Source organism: Subsaximicrobium wynnwilliamsii, assembly GCF_007997225.1.
GTDB lineage: Bacteria > Bacteroidota > Bacteroidia > Flavobacteriales > Flavobacteriaceae > Psychroserpens > Psychroserpens wynnwilliamsii.
This window is the reverse complement of sequence record NZ_VORM01000011.1, coordinates 112,309-130,799: the sequence shown is the minus strand read 5'-3', so window position 1 is coordinate 130,799 and position 18,491 is coordinate 112,309. Positions and strand designations below refer to the sequence as shown.

Genomic DNA, 18,491 nt, shown 5'->3' with positions numbered 1-18,491 from the left:
CTAACAAACATGCGCTAAAAATAGAAAAATAGCGCTCTGGGACACCCATTTTTAACTAAAAAAAATCACAACTATTTGAATATAAATAACTTATGAATATTGACTTTTAAAATTGTCGAAAACAGGACAAGGCTTTAGACAGACCAACTGTTCCTAAATAATTGACCTCCATCAATCTTTTATCGACACTGATGTTGGTGTCAATTACCAGAGATCGCTGACTTATGCCACCGTTATTGATAAGGATATCAATTTTTCCAAAAAGTTGGATTGCTTTTTCAGCAATGGGTTTTAGGTTTTCATAATCTCCCAAATCAAATGGCAGGATAGCGATAGACTCAGGCTGTTGACACTCGCTTTTAACGGCTTCAAGCGACTCTTGGCGTCTTGAAGAAAGTATTAGTTTACAATCGTTTTTTGAGAGCTCTTTAGCCAATCCTTTTCCAATCCCGCTGGAAGCGCCTGTAATCCAAATAATTTTATTTTTGAAATCCATACTTTAATTTAAAGTTGAAGTTGAAATGAAATTCAAACAACAAAATAAAATGTTAATTACAATATTGTAATTTAAACATCGACCATGAGATCTAAGCGCAGCACTCGGAAAGATTTTTTGCAATCCCAATAGCAATCTTGATCTAGGCTTAACTTTCTGTCTCTGAACGGCGCAAGGCAGGTTGGCATTAAAATTAAACAGGCTCTATCAAAAACGATTTCATTTTTTATGTCCCACTTAATACTGGGAGTGCTTCTGCAAACGATCTGCTTTTTTGCTGCCAACGGAACACTGCGCTTGTGAACGGTCTCCTTTTTCCCGCCATTCTTTCCTCAAATCATCACTAAGCTTGCCTGTTCCATCATGTTTCCAACCTGGTGGTTTTAGGAGATATTTTAAGCGATTTTTGAAAGATTTTTTTCCGGTAAAGCTGTCTTTAGACATAGAAATCCACTCGTGGAAAGCGATTTTCAACGGATTGTAAGTGTTTATATTTGATGTTAGCCCATAAATAACCTTTTCCGCTTTTAGTTCAGCTTGGAATGTGCCAAATAGTTTATCCCAAATAATCAAAATACCAGCGTGGTTTCTATCAAGATAGAGAGGATTGCTGCCATGATGGACTCTATGGTGTGAAGGTGTGTTGAAAACTGCTTCAAACCATTTTGGCATTTTGTCAATGGCCTCAGTATGAATCCAAAATTGGTAAAGCAGGCTAATAGCCATTTGCAACAAAATCATCCCAGGATGGAAACCAATCAATGGGAGCCACAGCCAGAACACAAACGAATAAAATCCGCCAGACCAAGTTTGACGCAAGGCAGTGCTCAAATTGTATTTTTGTGATGAATGATGCACAATATGTGATGCCCAAAATAAACGGCATTCGTGCGAAATGCGATGAAACCAATAATAAGAAAAATCATCAGCCAAAAACAGCAACATAAGTGACCACCAGGCAAATGGAATCGTAAACACCCTAAAATTAGTGTAGATAAACATAAAAGCCAAAAGCACTAATGCCTTACTCAAAAAGCCCAGAACTACATTGCCAATCCCCATTGCAATGGATGAAAAAGCATCTTTCTTTTCATAGGTCTGTATGTTTTCTTTGGTTGTGACGTACAATTCCAACATCATCGAAATGATAAAAAACGGAATGGCAAAAAGGATGATATCTGGAAATTCTGGCATAGACCTATTTTTCCCTAAATTACGACATTGTGATTGCAAATCACAGGCCTATTTTGATTAGTTAAAATGAAGTTAAATAATAGTATGATTCGCTAAAATAATAGTCTTACTATTATATTTGCAAGGAAAACAATTCATATGAAAAAGTACCTGTTAGTGATCATTACATTTTTGTTGAGCTATCAAATTTCTGCTCAAGTAGACGAATCAAAAATAGGAGCATGGTACATGTACTTTTTCAATCATCAGTTTAAAAACAGCCAGTTCGGAATTCAAGGTGATGTGCAGCATCGTAATTGGAATGTCATAGGAGATTTAGAACAACTGCTAATTAGAACCGGTTTTACTTACACCCCTAAAGACACCAATGTCCTGCTAACATTAGGTTATGCCAATATTACAACAGGAGCATTTGGCGACGCTGATGAAACGACTGGTGAGAATCGAATGTATCAGGAAGTCTTATTTCCTCAAAAATTAGGGAATAGAATCTATTTGACACATCGATTTCGATACGAACAAAGGTTTGTGGAGGATCAGGATTTTAGAACACGCTATCGGTATAATTTATTCTTGAATATCCCAATCAATAAAAGCGCCTTAGACAAAGGAGCTATTTATACGGCGCTTTACAACGAATTATTCATCAATGGACAGGAAGATATTGGCGATGGGAGAACAGTTGAATTATTTGACCGCAACCGGACTTATTTGGGAATGGGTTATGTTTTAAGGGAAGGACAACGGATTCAATTGGGATGGATGAATCAAAAAACAGACGCTTGGGGAAAGGGTCAATTGCAGTTCAGTTTCCATCATAATTTTTAATCAATTAACCTTAAATATAAATGCTATGACAACAACTATTAGAAAAATCAGTATCGCAATGCTTTGTTTAGGACTCATGTCTTGTGAAAACAATAAAAAGGAAACAGACACTAATATGGCATCAGAGCCACAACAAGTGCAACAAACACCGATTAGGAGTATTATGACTGCTGAAGAACAAGGCAGCATGTCTCCTGATGAAATCATCGGACGCTTGAAAAAAGGGAATGAGAACTTTGTGAGTAACAATCTTACCAGGCGCGACCACTCTGCACAGCGTAGGATGGCAACCATCGGTCAATACCCAAAGGCAATTGTGCTGTCATGCGTGGACAGCCGCGTACCCGTGGAAGATGTTTTTGATTTAGGTATTGGAGATATTTTCGTAGCTAGAGTGGCGGGTAACATCGAAAATAAAGATATCGTTGGTTCTATGGAGTTTGCAACAGCTGTGGCTGGTTCTAAAGTTGTGATTGTGATGGGACACACAGCCTGTGGGGCAGTGCACCATGCCATTGATAATACGGATGCGGCATCCATGGGCATGAATGCTCTTGCTGATTTATTGAATGAGATTAAACCTTCTGTAGAAGCTACAGAAAAAAATGGAGATGTATCCTCTAAAAATCTCGCTTTCACGAATGATGTGATCACTAATAACGCCAAGCGAACAGTAAAAGACATTAGAGCAAGCTCGCCAAGAATGGCAGAACTTGAGTCAAATGGAAAATTGAAGATTGTTGCTGCCGTGTATGACATGGAAACGGGAAAAGTGAAGTTTCTAAATTAAATCCATAGAGGGTTCTATTCCCCGAGGCTTGCCTCGAAATACAAAGAACATCTTTCTATTCATACCTTGTGGGCCTCGAGGTTATTGATTAAAAGTCATCCCGATTTGAATTTGCCAAAAAGTTGGTGTTTATATAAAACACCAGCTTTTTTTTATGCGTATTTTTGTAAGTATATGACAGCTACCTACCACAAACACCTACTCAATTTCAAGCAAGCAAGCGGTACCTCCCGGGGCATCCTAAAAACCAAGGATACCTGGTTTTTGATTATTTGCCGTGATGGCAAAAAGGGCATCGGAGAGTGCGGCATGTTCAAGGGTTTAAGTGTTGATGATCGTCCAGATTTTGAAAGCAAACTCCAATGGGCCTGCGACAACATCCATCTTGGACTCGAAAATTTAGTATTGAGACTGCAAGAATTCCCCAGCATACAATGCGGGTTGGAAATGGCTTTCAACTCTTTGGAATCCAAAGATGTTTTTGACCTGTTTCCTTCAGCATTTACCAAAGGTATTGACCACATCAACATCAATGGTTTGATATGGATGGGTTCTGAAACATTCATGAAACAGCAAATCAAAGAGAAGCTTGACTCAGGCTTCCGTTGCATCAAAATGAAAATTGGTGCCATTGATTTTGCTTCGGAAATTGGGCTGCTTAAATCCATTCGTGAGGAATTTTCAGCAGCAGATATCGAATTGAGAGTGGATGCGAATGGCGCTTTTTCAGCGGAAAACGCATTGGAAAAATTAAAACGACTCTCCCATTTCGATTTACATTCCATAGAACAGCCCATCCAGCAAGGCCAAACCGAAGCCATGGCAGGTTTGTGTGAACAAACGCCTTTGCCCATTGCGCTGGATGAGGAGCTGATTGGCGTGTTTTCCGAAGAAAAAAAACAAGAGCTGTTGCAGATTATAAATCCGCAGTACATCATTCTAAAACCCACTTTAATAGGCGGTTTTACAGGCAGCCAAAACTGGATTGATCTGGCCGAAAAACAACAAATTGGGTGGTGGGTCACTAGTGCTTTGGAGAGTAATATTGGTCTCAATGCCATTGCGCAATGGACCTACACCTTGCAAAATCAAATGCCTCAAGGTTTGGGGACGGGAAGTTTATTTTCCAACAATTTTGATTCGCCGTTAAAAGTAAAAAATGCTAACTTGCACTACGATCAAAATAAGCATTGGGACCTGAAAAACTTAGGGTTTCAATTTTGAATACAAATCTAACTACTTACATAAACAGCCCATGTTTATAGCACAAGCTTTTAAGGCAAAACACGATTTCTGGAGATACCTCGTCGGTTCATTGATTATTTTCGCAGCAGCCCTAGTGGGGCAAGCACCACTAACTTTGGCCGTGATTTACAGAGTCTGGCAAGACGGAGGAGACCTTATGAACATGAATGAAGGTACCATTTACTCAATATTGGATTCCAATATGCTATTATTCTTGCTGCTGCTGTCTTTCGCGGTAGGTTTTATAGGCTTGTTTCTAGCGGTTAAATATGTACACAATCAAACCATGACCGCCGTTGCCACGTCTCGTCCAAAATTGGATTGGAAGCGCATTTGGTTTGCTTTTTTGTTTTGGGGCATTATTTCTTCCTCATTGGTGTTGGTCGATTATTTCTATCTCAACCCTGAAGCCTATGTCTTAAATTTTGAACCACAACGGTTTTTGATTCTATTTGTGATTGCTGTGGCACTGGTACCCATTCAAACCAGCTTGGAAGAGTATGTGTTTAGAGGCTATTTGATGCAGGGTTTTGGGATGTTGGCCAAGAATAAGTGGTTTCCTTTGCTAATGACATCCGTGATTTTTGGAACCCTGCACATCGCCAACCCAGAAGTGGGCAAATTGGGCTATAGTTTGATGGTTTATTACATTGGCACGGGGCTTTTTCTGGGCATACTCACCCTAATGGATGAAGGTACAGAATTGGCTCTAGGCTTTCACGCTGCCAATAATTTATTCACTGCATTGTTAGTGACGAGTGATTGGACAGCCTTTCAAACCCATTCCATTTTAAAGGATATTGCCGAGCCGAAGCTAGAATTTATGGATTTGGTCTTACCAGTCTTCATCATATTTCCTATCTTGTTGTTTATTTTCTCGAAAGTTTACAAATGGACAAATTGGAAAGAGAAATTATTTGGCAAAGTGCATGAACCGCCAAATGAAGATTATAAAATCATTGGAAATAATCCTACAGAATACAACTCACTATGACACCAACATACGATAAAGTACATTTAAAATTCAAGCTCAACGGCATCAAATACGATCACGAACAGCTCAAGGAAGTGGCTTACAGCTTGGTCAAAGAAGGCGAGGCCTATGAAAAGAATATGGGCGACTTTTTGTTGGATTGGTTAGATGCTAATCCTTTTGTAAAGGTAAAAACCTCTGGTTCCACCGGGATACCCAAAGATGTTGTCATCCAAAAGGATGCAATGATTGAATCGGCCTTGATGACAGGTGATTTTTTTAATATCAGTCCGGGAGACACCGCACTACACTGTTTGCCTAGTCGTTACATCGCAGGTAAAATGATGTTGGTTCGCGCCATGATTCTGGGTCTGGAGTTGGATGTGGTGGCACCATCTTCCAATCCTGCTTATGATGATGAAAAAAGGTATGATTTCTGTGCGATGATTCCGCTGCAGCTCAAAAATTCCCTGAACCGCTTAAAGTGCATCAAAATCCTTATTGTGGGCGGAGCTTCAGTCTCAAAAGCCATTATAACGGAACTTGTCAAAGTGGAGGCTCGCGTCTTTGAGACCTACGGCATGACCGAAACTGTAAGCCACATTGCAGTTAAGGCTTTAAATGGTTCTTCAGGAGCCGCGCCAGATTTTCAAGTGTTGCGTGACATTCAAATTAGCAAGGACGACCGGAATTGCCTGGTCATCAATGCAGCCAAAATTGCTGATAATCAAATCGTGACCAACGATATTGTAGAATTGATTGCTGAAGATCGTTTTAAAATCATAGGCCGATATGACAATATGATCAATTCTGGAGGGGTTAAAGTGTTTCCAGAATTGGTAGAAGAGAAGCTTCAGGAAAAAATTGAAAAGCGCTTCTTTATCGCTTCAGAACCCGATGCCGATTTGGGCGACAAAGTTATTTTGATCCTTGAAGGTACTTCCAACGCATTGGAGGATTCAGTGTTTGCCGATTTGGAAAAATTTGAAGTTCCGAAGAAAATCTACAACCTTCCGAAGTTTATAGAAACCGAAACCAAGAAAATCCAACGCCAAAAAACCTACGAAGCGATTCTAGGGCCAATGACTCATTGAAACCGGTGTTTCACTCATTCTTCATTTTATAAAACAGATAACTCCTTTAGGTTTGTGTTCAACTTTAAACACAAACCATCATGAAACAGTTATTTAAAATGGCATTCGTACTTCTAATCGGGATGCATGTCAATGCACAAGACATTAGGATCAAAGGAACCGTTAGTTCTTCAAACGACGGCGCACCTTTACCTGGTGCAAATGTGACAATCAAGGGCACGACTAAAGGTACACAAACCGATTTTGATGGTAAATATAGTATTGAAACGGCCATTGGCAAAACGCTAATCTTCTCATACGTTGGGTTTGAAATACAAGAAATCAAAGTTGCCAATAGCACTAAGTTAGACGTTGTTTTAAAAGAAGATTCAGCTGCTTTAGAAGAAGTGGTGGTTACAGCTTATGGTTCAAGAGCGTCAAAATCATCTTCATCTTCAATTGCAATTCGGGGTGCTAGCTCAATTTCTGGCAAAGTATCAGGGGTGTCTGTAAATAACCAACCTAGTTATGGTCAATTAACTGCCGGCGAAATTAACGATATCGAGAAATGGGACGAATGGCTTAAAGCCCTAAGAAAATCTGAATATAAGTACATCCAAAAAAACTGGGAGTTTTCGCTAGAAGATAGGGTTGTTGTTGATGTAAGGGATGCAGAAGGCCATGCTATCAATAATGTACCTGTATCACTTTACAACAATGCCAGAGAAAAAATAATGAGCTCACGAACAGACATGACTGGCAAAGCCGTCTTGTTTAAAGATTTTAGCCATAAGTGTAAAGATGAGTATTTCACAGTGCAAATTCAGCAAGATGGAAAAGTAACGGGACAAAAAATAACCAGTTCGTATGACGAGGTGAGGTTTGTTTTGGATCAAAAGCAACAGTCCAACGACATTGACATCATGTTTACAATTGATGCTACGGGTTCTATGGGCGATGAGATTGATTATCTAAAAGCTGAGTTGCAAAATATCATTTCACGTTTGGACCAAAGCATTGCTAAAAAGCGAGTAGCCTTGACCTTCTATCGTGATCATGGTGATGATTATGTGGTTAAGGATTTTGATTTCAATGAAGATGTTAAAAGTGTACAGGACATCTTAGCCAATCAACATGCCGGTGGCGGAGGGGATTATGAAGAGGCTGTTGAACAAGGATTGGCGACCTCGATGAGCAAAAGTTGGAACGAAAACGCTAAATCTAAATTGTTGTTTTTGTTACTGGATGCACCTCCACATTTAACTCAAGAAAATGTAACGATTATAAAAGAACAGATTAAACTTGCCCAAGCCAAGGGCATCAAGATTATTCCTATTGTAGCCAGTGGTGCCAATAAAAATGTAGAGTTTTTGATGCGTTTCTTTAGCGTTTCAACCAATGGAACTTACGTTTTTCTTACCGATGATAGTGGTATTGGAAATGCTCATATCGATCCTACGACCGATAAGTTCAAAGTTGAAAAATTAAATGATTTAATTGTTAGATTGATTGAGAAATATGCGGGAGTGGCGTCTTAGCAAGATGATTTTTAGAATATCACTTCACAAAATTGAAGCGGCTATTTCTAGCCGCTTTTTTAATGAATGTGTTCAATTTTGAGTAATTTTAAGGAAAATTCTCAAAGATCATGAAACTAATTTGCTTGCTATTTTTGTCTTTATCGTTTCAGCTCAATGCCCAACAAATTCTATCAGTAGAAAAGCAGGCCCAAGTCATAGACGAGATTCTAGCAGACCGCTTCAATAATGTGTTGCCAGAATTGATGGATCGAGCAGCACTGGATATGTGGATATTAATTTCAAGGGAATATAACGAAGACCCCGTATTGAAAACCATGCTTCCTGCAAAGTGGCTCAATGCTAGACGTAGAACGATAATCGTTTTCTATAGAGACTCAGCTAAAAATACGATAGAAAAATTAGCAGTGGCGCGTTATGATTTTGGTGATAACATTAAATCGGCATGGGACAAAGAGCAAGAGCCTAACCAATGGAAGCGCTTAGTAGCGATTATTGAAGAACGAAATCCGGAAAGGATTGGATTGAATTATTCCAAACATTTCAATATTGCCGATGGTCTTGACAAAACCGATTTTGACGAATTTATGGAAATCTTGCCCAAACAATTGAAACCGAAAGTGGTTTCCGCAGAAAAATTGGCAGTCGCTTGGATAGAAACGAGAACTGAACGTGAAATGGTTATCTACAATCAGTTGGTTGCTATTACTCACGATATTATTGCCGAAGCTTTTTCTGAAAAAGTCATTACGGCTGGCATCACCACAACCTCTGATGTAGAGTGGTGGATGCGTCAAAAAGTGAGTGATTTAGGTCTTGAAACTTGGTTTCATCCTACGGTTGATGTGCAACGAACCCAGAACGAGCTTCAAGGACACCTATATTCGTTTTCAGATAGGCCAGAACAACAAATTATAATGCCAGGCGATTTGATACATTGTGATTTTGGGATTACCTATTTAAGACTCAATACCGATTGTCAAGAGTTGGCCTATGTTCTTAAACCAAATGAAACAAAACCACCACAGTTTTTAACAGACGCCCTAGCTGAAGGAAATCGACTTCAGGATATATTCACTGCTAATTTTGAAACCGGAAAAACAGGAAACGACATTTTATTGAAATCTTTAAGTACAGCTAAAGAAGAAGGACTGAAACCCTCGATATATACACATCCACTTGGGAGTTATGGACATTCTGCTGGGCCCACAATCGGGATGTGGGATTCACAACAAGGTGTGGAAGGAGCAGGGGATTATCCTTTATATCCAAACACGGTTTATGCCATAGAGTTGAATACTACCGTGAACATCCCCGAGTGGAAACGGGATATCAGGATTATGTTGGAAGAAGCTGGCTTTTATGGAACAGACGGTTTTCGTTATGTCAACGGAAGACAAACCAAACTTTTGACCATACCACGAGTTAAGGAGCAACTGGGTAATTAAGCTAAATAGGTAAATTGGCTTTTCTATACGTGAAACTCGTACTGCGTTGTGAAACCCTGTAGAATAGCCACGCTGTTAAACGAAAATTCGCAAAGGTTTACAGAGATCAATGGCGAAAGTAGGTTGCAGTAACTATTACAGTGTGATTGGCAAAAGCTTAACGACTTTTTTGTTTTGTAATTACGGTCGCTTTGCCACTGCGGCGCCACAATACAACCGATGCCACCAATCCAACCACAGAGAATCCTACCATCAACCCAAAAGTATGTTCAAGGCCAACAGCACCAGGATTGGCATCTAAAAAATAGCCCATAAGCGGGCCAGCAAAAATATCTGGCGTATAACCCACCACAGAGATAAAACCAACCGCAGTGCCCGTAATGGCCAATGGGATTTTAGCTTCTTCCAAAACCGCAAAATATAGGACTCTTGCCGAGTAAACGCCCAAGGCCATAATACCAATTGATAATACAAATAACAGTGTTGTGTTTGAATTGACGATACCAGATGCAAATAATAAACTGGTCAATACCATTAAAACAAAACCAATAACGATCCAAAGTGTGGCTCTGGTCCTATCTGCAAGCCCCCCAATAACCACCCCGATAATTGGTCTCATGTACAGTAAATACGTTCCAATTTTTGCAGATTTTATTTCATCGTACAACATCACTTGATTGGCGTACAAGCTGAAAATATCGGTCATTTTATAACCAAAATAGGCACATAATATAATGATCATCAAGAGCCAAACCGCTCTATATTGCATGACTGCTTTAAAGTTGTCAATTGTTAGGGTTTGGGAATTAGCTGCCATCGTCTCTACAGATAAATCAGAATCCGCAGTGCTTGATTGTAGGTTCTTCAAAAAAAAGAAAACCAATACACCAATAACGGAAATCACGATAGACGCATAAAGAATGACCTGCTTAAAAGCGATTTGTCGTTCTTGTAAAGTTGTAAATTCAATGTCCTTGGATATGTAGAGCGAAAACACAAATACACCGGCAGAGCCAAAAAGCGCAGCCACCAATCCGCGCCCACCATCCAAAAACCCGAAAGCGATGCCCTGTCGGTTTTTACCGCCCCAAATTCTAGTGGCTTTGATCATTGCTGCCCAAAACAGGAATATGGTGGTAAAGCCCCAAAAACCGTAAAGAATGTGCAAATTTAAAAGTGAAGGGTAGGAGGCGAGATAAAATCCGCCAGAGGCTGTTAAAATCAAAGCGACCGACATTAAAACATGTGGTCTAAATTTATCTGCCAATGGCCCACCGAACAAATAAGAAAATAACGCTACAATGCCATAGACCGAAAAACAACTGCCAAGTTGCGTGTTGTTGATGGCAAAGGTTTCTAAAAAGGTGGGTCTAAATATGCGTTGAAGAACAAAAGGTAGGATAAAGACGGCCTCACCGGCTAAGATAAGAAGGATGATGGTTAGTGTTGATTTTAGTTTTGTTTTCAAGATTGGTAAGAATTGTAGTCTTTTTAATGATGTTTATGGTTTCGTTTGTAAAATTTAGTGGGCAATTGGTAAAAACCCTCAACTCAAACAAAGGTTTTCCCTCACTTGTGTATTTCTTTTCTACTCTTTTGGTGCTAATCTTATGGGTGCCAGTTTGTGGATTACTGCAGCTTCATAAACAACGGTAAATATATACTAAAAAAGTTCGGTTTTAGCCGAACTTTCATTTTGGTATTTTAAAAGAGATAAGCCCTTTTTGATAAGAACTATAATGTAGGGAGATGTCGCATTCACTTCATATAAAAGCGGTGTGAGGCAAAAAAGTGAAATTTGTAGGTGTTATAAAACAACTTCAACCATCATTATTTAGTAATCTTAAAAAAGTACCGTCAACCCGAATATAATATTTGAGGAACTGATATCAAACCCAAAAACATCTGTTTCAGAATCATCCGTATCACCAACTTTTATTTGATTATTCTCGTAGCCCAACTGACCAAAATTTGCTTGAAGTAAAATGCTTTTTGATAGAAAGTAACTTACTCCAGGTCTAATACCAATAAAGAAAGATTTACTTTCTCTTTCTTCAATACCACTATTTTCAAAATTGGTGCTGCCCAATGAATATCTGGTTTCGCCCTGAAGATGAAAAGCCATTTTTTTTCCAATGGGAATAAATTTCTTTATGTAGGGAAAAATACTATAAGAATTACTATTTCTGTCGCTATTTAATGCTTGTTGATTCCCAAATTCAGATTCTGAATATGAGTACCCTAAACCCAATCCAATAACAAGATTGTCTTGAATGGCGTATCCGACCTTAGGCGAGATACTAAAGCCAAAAAACTCGCTTTTTAAATTGTCATTCTCAAAAAATTCGCTTTTTGCGGAGTTTATTGAAAAGGAACCTTCTAAATTCCAGGTTCCGGTTTCAATTAGAAATTTCTCTTCATTGTCCTGTCCATAAATGGATGCAGTAATTACCAAAAACAATACTGTACATAATTTTCTCACAATAATAGTTTTAAAGTTATGTGCATTTTTAGGTCAACAATTAAGCCATGTTTTAAGGGTGTTTTTCAATTATGTGGAGTATGCTTGAACTTCAATAGTTTACGATTGAACTGAATTTTGAATATTACTGAAATAGAATTTATCCTTGATTTAGTTAAAGTAAAACAGTCAATTTCTAAACCTACAGACGAAAATTTCCTGCCAATGGCCCACCAAACAAATAAGAAAATAACGCCACAATGCCATAGACCGAAAAGCAACTGCCAAGTTGGGTGTTGGTGATGGCAAAGGTCTCTAAAAAAGTGGGTCTAAATGTTCGCTGGAGCACAAACGGCAATATGAATACTGCTTCGCCGCCAAGGATCAAAAGTAGGATGGTAAAATCGAGACTAATCTATCTCTTTTTACCATCCTGAAATTTGAAATTTTATGATTGCATTTTGGAATCTCAAGAATTAAACCTGTAAAACACCCATATTAAACTTCTTCTCAATAGGGGCGTGGTTTGCAGCTTCAATCCCCATGCTAATCCACGTTCTAGTGTCTAAGGGATCAATCACGGCATCAGTCCAGATTCTAGCGGCTGCGTAATACGGCGACACTTGTTTGTCATAACGGTTCTTGATCTTGTCAAAAAGTTCCTTTTCTTTTTCCTCGGTAATTTTCTCGCCCTTTTTCTTGAGGGAGGCAGTTTCAATCTGTAACAACACTTTTGCTGCGCTATTACCGCTCATTACCGCCAATTCAGCACTTGGCCAAGCGACGATCAACCGTGGATCGTAGGCTTTACCGCACATGGCGTAATTTCCTGCGCCGTAACTATTGCCAATAATGATGGTGAATTTAGGCACAACGGAGTTGCTCACGGCATTTACCATTTTAGCACCATCTTTGATGATGCCACCATGTTCAGATTTACTGCCCACCATAAAACCAGTAACATCCTGCAAAAACACCAAAGGGATTTTCTTTTGATTGCAGTTGGCGATAAATCGTGTGGCCTTATCGGCACTGTCGTTGTAGATCACGCCACCAAACTGCATTTCGCCGCCTTTGGTTTTTACCAATTTGCGTTGATTGGCGACAATCCCAACAGACCATCCATCAATTCTCGCGTATGCGGTTATGATGGTTTTTCCGTAGCCTTCCTTATATTCATCAAATTCGCTTTTGTCTACCAAACGTTTGATGATTTCTTTCATATCATATTGATCGGCCCGCGAACGAGGCACTATTCCGAAGATATCATCCACGTTTTCTTTCGGCTTTTTAGCGTCAACCCTATTAAATCCGGCTTTGTCGTAATCGCCAATTTTATCCATCAAACGTTGGATGGTTTCCAGCGCATCCTTATCATCCTTGGCTTTATAATCGGTAACCCCAGAGATTTCACAATGCGTCGTGGCGCCACCGAGCGTTTCATTATCAATGGATTCTCCAATGGCTGCTTTGACGAGATAGCTTCCGGCGAGAAAAATACTTCCGGTTTTTTCGACAATCAAGGCCTCATCGCTCATAATTGGCAAATAAGCACCACCAGCGACACAACTGCCCATGACCGCTGCAATTTGGGTAATGCCCATGCTGCTCATCACCGCGTTGTTCCTAAAGATGCGCCCAAAATGTTCCTTATCGGGGAAAATCTCATCCTGCAAAGGCAAATAAACACCGGCAGAATCCACCAAATAGATAATTGGCAATCGGTTTTCTATGGCGATTTCCTGTGCTCTCAAATTTTTCTTCCCTGTGATGGGGAACCAAGCGCCAGCTTTCACGGTGGCATCATTGGCAACGACAATGCATTGCTTGCCTTTCACATAACCCATTTTAACCACAACACCTCCAGAGGGGCAGCCACCATGTTCTTCATACATGTCCTCGCCAGCAAAAGCAGCGATTTCAATGGATGGTTTTTTGGAGTCCAAAAGAAAATCAACGCGCTCCCTTGCGGTCATTTTGCCTTTTTCGTGATGTTTATCGATGCGCTTTTGACCGCCGCCCAATTTCACTTGCGCCAAGCGTTTTCTCAAATCGGAAAGCAGTAACTTATTGTGATCTTCGTTTTTGTTGAAGTTTAAATCCATGAGTTTTTAAGTTTGGAACGAATTTACAAAACCTAAAGAAGTTGTGGAAGTGAATGTTTTGTTAAAATGAATGACACGGAAATAGTTTCCTTGGAAGATAAATGCATTTTAATTACCTTCACTTCATAAACACTTTAATTTATGAAACACATTATAGCCTTTGCAGGTAGCAACAGTTCAGATTCCATTAACAAGCAATTGGCGACTTACGCCGCTTTTTTGGTGGACAATGCCGAAGCGCTTATTTTAGACCTCAACGATTTCACTACGCCTATTTACAGTAAGGATTTGGAGGCTTCGGAAGGCATTCCGAATAATGCGACTCGGTTTTTGGAATTACTCAAAACAACAGATGGCATCATCCTTTCGCTTGCTGAAAACAACGGAGCCTATTCCGCAGTATTTAAAAATCTTTTTGATTGGCTGTCACGGGCTGAGCAGAAGAACTGGTTGGGGAAACCAATGCTTTTAATGGCGACCTCACCAGGAGCGAAGGGAGGCCAATCGGTTTTGGAGATGGCGATGGATCGCTTTCCGCGTCATGATGCCAATATTGTTGGTAAGTTCTCATTGCCGTCTTTTAACGAGAATTTTTCCGACGGAAAAATTACCAATGAAGCCATGAATACAGAACTATTGGAAGAAGTCAAACAATTTAAAAACAGCTTATAGTGGAAATCAAAACAGAAATTAACGCTAAAGGCGGTCGATTTTATATTGAAAAACAAGGAAATGAAGTCGCTAAGATGACCTTTCAGCAGGAAACCGACGCTAAAATGAACATCGACCATACCGAAGTGGATGAATCGCTTCAAGGACAGGGTGTCGCCCATAAATTATTGGATGCTGCCGTGGCTTATGCGAGAGAACACAACTTGAAGGTTAGAGCGACTTGCAGTTATGCAAAATCGGCCTTAAAGAAAAATACAGATTATAACGATGTTTTAATTTGACTGCTTCGGAATTAAAAAAAATGAGATGATATGGGAGACTTAGCTAAGGACATCCACTCGAGATTTACCAGCCATCGTGTCAAGGCCTTGCTGAATATTCTTTATACCGCCAATTGGATTTCGAGTGCACAAACAAGCTATTTGAAAAGCTACGGAATCTCGCCGCAACAATATAATATCTTAAGGATTCTTCGCGGCTCGGCAGAACCCTTGAAGGTGCAAACCATAAAGGATCGCATGATTGAGCGCTCACCCAATACCACCCGTTTGATGGATAAGCTCTGCGCCAAACAACTCATTTCTCGTATTGCTTCGGAAGCAGATCGTCGGGTTGTCAAAATTAAATTGACCAATAAAGGAGACGAACTTTTGACTTCAATTCCCAGCGATCTTAACCAGGAGTTACTAAAAAACCTCTCTGAAATAGAAGCCGAACAACTCAGCACACTTTTAGATAAGATGCGCTAGTCCTTTTAAAAACTTTAGTCTCATAATATTGAGTAAAATTATGATAACCAAGATATTACACCTAAAAGTTAAATCAAGCACAAACAATACCCGCTTTAGGGAACATGGATATGAAAACAGTGATACACAAAGCAGCAGATAGAGGCCAGGCCAATCACGGCTGGTTGCAGGCCAACCATTCCTTTAGTTTCGCGAATTATTTTGATAAAGACAAAATGAGCTTCGGCGCATTACGCGTTTTAAATGATGACATTATTGCGGCAAAAATGGGTTTTGGAACCCACCCGCACGATAATATGGAAATCATCACAATCCCATTGAGTGGCAGTTTGAAGCATCGCGATACTATGAAAGATGCTTGGCAAGCGATTGAAGCTGGAGAGGTTCAGATTATGTCTGCCGGCACTGGGGTGTCGCACTCCGAAATGAACGGAAGCAATGATGAACACTTGAATCTATTCCAAATATGGATCATGCCAAATAAACGCAACGTGGAGCCGCGTTATGGACAGAAGCGATTCGATGCTTCAGCACGTCGAGATAAGCTCCAAACCGTCGTGTCTTCAATTGATAGTCCAGTTGATGGAAGTCTGCATATTCATCAAAACGCCAAAATTTCCAGATTGGATTTAAGCAAAGGAAAAACCTTTGATTACACTGTCGGTGGTAAAACTCAAGGTGTTTATATAATGACGATTCACGGTACTGTTTCAATTGGAACAGATGAGCTACAGCAAAGGGATGCGATAGGTGTTTCAGAAACGGATTCATTCATAATCAATTCTAAAGAAGATTCGGAGTTGTTGTTGATTGAGGTGCCTATGCACTAAAGCACGAATGAAGCTCTAAAATAAGCATTTTAATAAAGGCTACTCTTTTCTTCAAAAATATACGATATTTGTAGTTCCCTTAAAACAGAATGAATTATGGCAATGAACAAAAATACAGTGTTGGCTTGGGCTACCACAATCATGATAATAGTAGGCTTAGGCTTAATGGCCATGGGTGCCTTTAGATATGATGACGTTGCTGGCTGGGGATTTGGCGCCGTTGGCGTTGGCTTTTTCGCTATTGCTTGGGTCTTCAATGCGCTTAAGGGGAGGGTTTAATTAGTTCTCAGTCGCAGATTTCAGTCCACGGTCTTCAGTATGCAGTCGTTACTTTAACGACTTAACAACTCCACAACTAACAACAAACAACAATGAGTGACGATAAAAAAGTAATATTTTCAATGTCTGGTCTCACAAAGACCTATCAAAGTGCAAATACGCCTGTGCTTAAAAACATCTATTTGAGTTTCTTTTATGGCGCAAAGATTGGAATCTTAGGGCTCAACGGTTCTGGTAAATCCACCTTATTGAAAATCATCGCAGGTGTGGATACCAATTATCAGGGCGATGTTGTGTTTTCTCCGGGCTACACTGTGGGGTATTTAGAGCAAGACCCACAATTGGACGATGATAAGACCGTGATGGAAATAGTGCGTGAAGGTGCTGCAGAAACGGTTGCAATCCTTGACGAATACAATAAAATCAACGACCAATTTGGTCTTGAGGAAGTGTATAGTGATCCCGATAAAATGGAGAAATTGATGAATCGCCAAGCGGTGCTACAGGATCAAATTGATGCTGCAGATGCTTGGGAACTCGATACCAAATTAGAAATCGCTATGGATGCATTGCGCACCCCAGAAGGCGATAAAAAAATAGGTGTACTTTCTGGTGGGGAGCGACGTCGTGTGGCTTTATGTCGCTTGTTGTTGCAAGAACCCGACGTTTTGCTATTGGATGAGCCTACCAACCACTTGGATGCCGAATCGGTACATTGGTTGGAGCATCATTTGGCACAGTATAAGGGCACTGTTATCGCGGTAACCCACGATAGATACTTTTTGGATAATGTGGCAGGTTGGATTTTGGAATTGGATAGAGGTGAGGGCATCCCATGGAAGGGGAATTATTCGTCTTGGTTGGATCAAAAGTCCAAGCGCATGGCGCAAGAGAGCAAAACAGCTTCCAAACGTCAAAAAACCTTGGAGCGTGAGCTAGAATGGGTGCGTCAAGGCGCTAAAGGAAGACAGACCAAACAGAAAGCGCGTTTAAACAATTATGACAAATTGTTGAGCCAAGATCAAAAGCAACTCGACGAGAAACTGGAAATCTACATCCCTAACGGACCGCGTTTGGGAACCAATGTGATTGAGGCCAATGGTGTAAGCAAAGCCTATGATGACAAATTACTGTATGAGGATTTGAATTTTAAATTGCCTCAAGCGGGAATTGTTGGTGTTATTGGGCCCAATGGTGCTGGTAAAACAACGATTTTCAGGATGATTATGGGCGAGGAAAACCCAGATAAAGGCGAGTTCAAGGTCGGTGAAACCGCAAAATTGGCTTATGTTGATCAAAAACACTCCAATATTGATGCTGAAAAATCCATTTGGCAAAATTTTAGTGATGAACAAGAGTTGATCATGATGGGCGGAAGACAAGTGAATTCTAGAGCCTATTTGAGCCGATTCAATTTTTCGGGCAGTGAACAGAATAAAAAAGTGAAATTGCTTTCTGGTGGTGAACGTAACCGTTTGCACCTGGCGATGACGCTGAAGGAAGAAGGTAACGTGCTGCTCCTAGATGAGCCTACCAACGATCTTGATGTCAATACCTTGAGAGCCTTGGAGGAAGGTCTGGAAAATTTCGCAGGCTGTGCAGTGGTCATCTCTCACGATAGATGGTTTTTAGACCGTATCTGCACACATATCTTGGCATTTGAAGGCAATAGTCAAGTCTATTTCTTTGAAGGTAGTTTCTCTGAATATGAAGAAAACAAGAAAAAACGTTTAGGCGGTGATCTCATGCCCAAGAGAATAAAATATAAAAAGTTAGTGAGATGATTTTAGAAAGTATCACACATAAAAAA

General features: G+C 40.0%; 18 protein-coding genes and 1 pseudogene. 13 read left to right on the top strand and 6 right to left on the bottom strand.

The features are described 5' to 3' along the window. Positions 1 to 106 precede the first annotated feature (106 nt). Both ESY88_RS11180 and ESY88_RS11175 read right to left on the bottom strand, forming a co-directional pair. Positions 107 to 496 (bottom strand): SDR family NAD(P)-dependent oxidoreductase, encoded by a 390-nt coding sequence (locus ESY88_RS11180; RefSeq protein WP_147086849.1) that lies wholly within the window; start codon positions 494 to 496, stop codon positions 107 to 109. 237 nt (positions 497 to 733) lie between these two features. Continuing rightward, positions 734 to 1,690, bottom strand: a complete 957-nt coding sequence (locus ESY88_RS11175) for a sterol desaturase family protein (protein WP_147086848.1) — start codon at positions 1,688 to 1,690, stop codon at positions 734 to 736. A gap of 138 nt (positions 1,691 to 1,828) precedes the next feature. Between ESY88_RS11175 and ESY88_RS11170 the strand changes: the two genes are divergently transcribed. From ESY88_RS11170 to ESY88_RS11140, 7 genes are all read left to right on the top strand, one after another. Next, positions 1,829 to 2,518: a DUF2490 domain-containing protein gene (locus ESY88_RS11170; protein WP_147086847.1), complete on the top strand. Its 690-nt coding sequence runs from the start codon at positions 1,829 to 1,831 to the stop codon at positions 2,516 to 2,518. A gap of 25 nt (positions 2,519 to 2,543) precedes the next feature. Continuing rightward, complete coding sequence (locus ESY88_RS11165; RefSeq protein WP_147086846.1) at positions 2,544 to 3,308, top strand: carbonic anhydrase family protein; 765 nt, start codon at positions 2,544 to 2,546, stop codon at positions 3,306 to 3,308. A 174-nt stretch (positions 3,309 to 3,482) separates the two neighbouring features. After that, entirely contained in the window at positions 3,483 to 4,532 is a 1,050-nt protein-coding gene (locus tag ESY88_RS11160; RefSeq protein WP_147086845.1) for an o-succinylbenzoate synthase, read from the top strand. 31 nt (positions 4,533 to 4,563) lie between these two features. Beyond that, on the top strand, positions 4,564 to 5,547 hold the full coding sequence (locus tag ESY88_RS11155) for a CPBP family intramembrane glutamic endopeptidase (RefSeq protein ID WP_147086844.1): 984 nt from the start codon (positions 4,564 to 4,566) through the stop codon (positions 5,545 to 5,547). After that, the gene (locus ESY88_RS11150) at positions 5,544 to 6,620 is read left to right on the top strand and encodes an AMP-binding protein (protein ID WP_147086843.1); all 1,077 of its coding nucleotides are present in this window, start codon (positions 5,544 to 5,546) and stop codon (positions 6,618 to 6,620) included. The genes ESY88_RS11155 and ESY88_RS11150 overlap by 4 nt, the downstream gene beginning before the upstream one ends. Positions 6,621 to 6,700: 80 nt before the next feature. Next, positions 6,701 to 8,137 carry a vWA domain-containing protein gene (locus tag ESY88_RS11145; protein WP_147086842.1) on the top strand — a complete coding sequence of 479 codons (1,437 nt, stop codon included), beginning with the start codon at positions 6,701 to 6,703 and terminating at the stop codon, positions 8,135 to 8,137. Between the two features lie 110 nt (positions 8,138 to 8,247). Further along, positions 8,248 to 9,585 carry a M24 family metallopeptidase gene (locus ESY88_RS11140; protein WP_147086841.1) on the top strand — a complete coding sequence of 446 codons (1,338 nt, stop codon included), beginning with the start codon at positions 8,248 to 8,250 and terminating at the stop codon, positions 9,583 to 9,585. Between the two features lie 157 nt (positions 9,586 to 9,742). On the opposite strand, the gene ESY88_RS11135 is transcribed toward ESY88_RS11140, so the two are convergent. The 4 genes and pseudogenes from ESY88_RS11135 to ESY88_RS11120 all read right to left on the bottom strand — a co-directional run bounded on the left by ESY88_RS11135 (position 9,743) and on the right by ESY88_RS11120 (position 14,151). After that, positions 9,743 to 11,053, bottom strand: a complete 1,311-nt coding sequence (locus tag ESY88_RS11135; RefSeq protein WP_147086840.1) for an MFS transporter — start codon at positions 11,051 to 11,053, stop codon at positions 9,743 to 9,745. 375 nt (positions 11,054 to 11,428) lie between these two features. After that, entirely contained in the window at positions 11,429 to 12,067 is a 639-nt protein-coding gene (locus tag ESY88_RS11130; RefSeq protein WP_147086839.1) for an outer membrane beta-barrel protein, read from the bottom strand. 190 nt (positions 12,068 to 12,257) lie between these two features. Further along, positions 12,258 to 12,461: pseudogene (locus ESY88_RS21440) on the bottom strand (MFS transporter); the annotation flags it as partial. 61 nt (positions 12,462 to 12,522) lie between these two features. Beyond that, a complete protein-coding gene (locus ESY88_RS11120) occupies positions 12,523 to 14,151 on the bottom strand; it encodes an acyl-CoA carboxylase subunit beta (protein ID WP_147086838.1) in 1,629 nt (542 codons plus the stop codon). Positions 14,152 to 14,292: 141 nt separating this feature from the next. Here ESY88_RS11120 and ESY88_RS11115 point away from each other — a divergent pair, with 141 nt between their 5' ends. The 6 genes from ESY88_RS11115 to ettA all read left to right on the top strand — a co-directional run bounded on the left by ESY88_RS11115 (position 14,293) and on the right by ettA (position 18,465). Further along, positions 14,293 to 14,823 (top strand): NADPH-dependent FMN reductase, encoded by a 531-nt coding sequence (locus ESY88_RS11115; RefSeq protein ID WP_147086837.1) that lies wholly within the window; start codon positions 14,293 to 14,295, stop codon positions 14,821 to 14,823. Further along, a complete protein-coding gene (locus ESY88_RS11110; protein WP_147086836.1) occupies positions 14,823 to 15,104 on the top strand; it encodes a GNAT family N-acetyltransferase in 282 nt (93 codons plus the stop codon). Before ESY88_RS11115 ends, ESY88_RS11110 begins: the two co-directional genes overlap by 1 nt. 30 nt (positions 15,105 to 15,134) lie before the next feature. Then, positions 15,135 to 15,572, top strand: coding sequence for a MarR family winged helix-turn-helix transcriptional regulator (locus ESY88_RS11105; RefSeq protein ID WP_147086835.1), 438 nt, complete (start codon positions 15,135 to 15,137; stop codon positions 15,570 to 15,572). A gap of 110 nt (positions 15,573 to 15,682) precedes the next feature. After that, a complete protein-coding gene (locus ESY88_RS11100; RefSeq protein ID WP_147086834.1) occupies positions 15,683 to 16,402 on the top strand; it encodes a pirin family protein in 720 nt (239 codons plus the stop codon). A gap of 96 nt (positions 16,403 to 16,498) precedes the next feature. Further along, the gene (locus ESY88_RS11095; RefSeq protein WP_147086833.1) at positions 16,499 to 16,681 is read left to right on the top strand and encodes a CAL67264 family membrane protein; all 183 of its coding nucleotides are present in this window, start codon (positions 16,499 to 16,501) and stop codon (positions 16,679 to 16,681) included. A gap of 92 nt (positions 16,682 to 16,773) precedes the next feature. Then, a complete protein-coding gene (gene ettA / locus ESY88_RS11090; RefSeq protein WP_147086832.1) occupies positions 16,774 to 18,465 on the top strand; it encodes an energy-dependent translational throttle protein EttA in 1,692 nt (563 codons plus the stop codon). Positions 18,466 to 18,491 lie beyond the last annotated feature (26 nt).

Coding starts and splice junctions, on each gene's coding strand:
- ettA (WP_147086832.1), top strand. CDS start 16,774: ATGAGTGACGATAAAAAAGTAATATTTTCAATGTCTGGTCTCACAAAG.
- ESY88_RS11115 (WP_147086837.1), top strand. CDS start 14,293: ATGAAACACATTATAGCCTTTGCAGGTAGCAACAGTTCAGATTCCATT.
- ESY88_RS11145 (WP_147086842.1), top strand. CDS start 6,701: ATGAAACAGTTATTTAAAATGGCATTCGTACTTCTAATCGGGATGCAT.
- ESY88_RS11165 (WP_147086846.1), top strand. CDS start 2,544: ATGACAACAACTATTAGAAAAATCAGTATCGCAATGCTTTGTTTAGGA.
- ESY88_RS11170 (WP_147086847.1), top strand. CDS start 1,829: ATGAAAAAGTACCTGTTAGTGATCATTACATTTTTGTTGAGCTATCAA.
- ESY88_RS11175 (WP_147086848.1), bottom strand. CDS start 1,690: ATGCCAGAATTTCCAGATATCATCCTTTTTGCCATTCCGTTTTTTATC.
- ESY88_RS11100 (WP_147086834.1), top strand. CDS start 15,683: ATGAAAACAGTGATACACAAAGCAGCAGATAGAGGCCAGGCCAATCAC.
- ESY88_RS11140 (WP_147086841.1), top strand. CDS start 8,248: ATGAAACTAATTTGCTTGCTATTTTTGTCTTTATCGTTTCAGCTCAAT.
- ESY88_RS11105 (WP_147086835.1), top strand. CDS start 15,135: ATGGGAGACTTAGCTAAGGACATCCACTCGAGATTTACCAGCCATCGT.
- ESY88_RS11150 (WP_147086843.1), top strand. CDS start 5,544: ATGACACCAACATACGATAAAGTACATTTAAAATTCAAGCTCAACGGC.
- ESY88_RS11120 (WP_147086838.1), bottom strand. CDS start 14,151: ATGGATTTAAACTTCAACAAAAACGAAGATCACAATAAGTTACTGCTT.
- ESY88_RS11155 (WP_147086844.1), top strand. CDS start 4,564: ATGTTTATAGCACAAGCTTTTAAGGCAAAACACGATTTCTGGAGATAC.
- ESY88_RS11160 (WP_147086845.1), top strand. CDS start 3,483: ATGACAGCTACCTACCACAAACACCTACTCAATTTCAAGCAAGCAAGC.
- ESY88_RS11180 (WP_147086849.1), bottom strand. CDS start 496: ATGGATTTCAAAAATAAAATTATTTGGATTACAGGCGCTTCCAGCGGG.
- ESY88_RS11095 (WP_147086833.1), top strand. CDS start 16,499: ATGGCAATGAACAAAAATACAGTGTTGGCTTGGGCTACCACAATCATG.